Source organism: Lyngbya sp. CCY1209, assembly GCF_035615495.1.
In the GTDB taxonomy this organism is placed as follows: Bacteria; Cyanobacteriota; Cyanobacteriia; order Cyanobacteriales; family Microcoleaceae; genus Limnospira.
In genome coordinates, this window is sequence record NZ_JAJENU010000701.1 from 1 (window position 1) to 459 (window position 459).

At 50.1% G+C, this 459-nt stretch carries 1 pseudogene; it reads left to right on the plus strand.

Features of this window, described 5'->3' with window-relative positions:
- Positions 1–144: 144 nt before the first annotated feature.
- Positions 145–270, plus strand: a pseudogene (locus LKE08_RS29125) (IS630 family transposase); the annotation flags it as partial.
- Between the last annotated feature and the right edge of the window lie 189 nt (positions 271–459).

The window sequence follows — 459 nt, forward strand, 5'->3', positions numbered from 1 at the left end:
TCCTGTCATCCCGATTGATATCAAACCCCGATTCTGTCGGACTTGGGACGGCTTCCTGAAGCTGAAGTCCGTACCATCGCACCCAAAATCTACTCTATTGAGCCCGCTCACAGGGGACAATGAGTGTCAACCCCATGACTTTTTAACCAACAAGAAGACCATCATTATACCGGTGAAGGGGTACAATCTGGGTTGATGTTTTTTGGTCCCAATCGAGGCGGGCGACGGGTCAGGAACCGAGACAGTCGGACTCGGGTAGATTGGGCTGAACTTGAAATCCATAAATCACCCACACTTTCTGGCAGTTAGTTGGGAGCGATCGCCCGTTTTTTGTCATCCCTTTGACGCGATCGCCTGATAGTTTTTGATCGTCACTGTTTGTATGGTACGGACTTCAGCTTCAGGAAGCCGTCCCAAGTCCGACAGAATCGGGGTTTGATATCAATCGGGATGACAGGA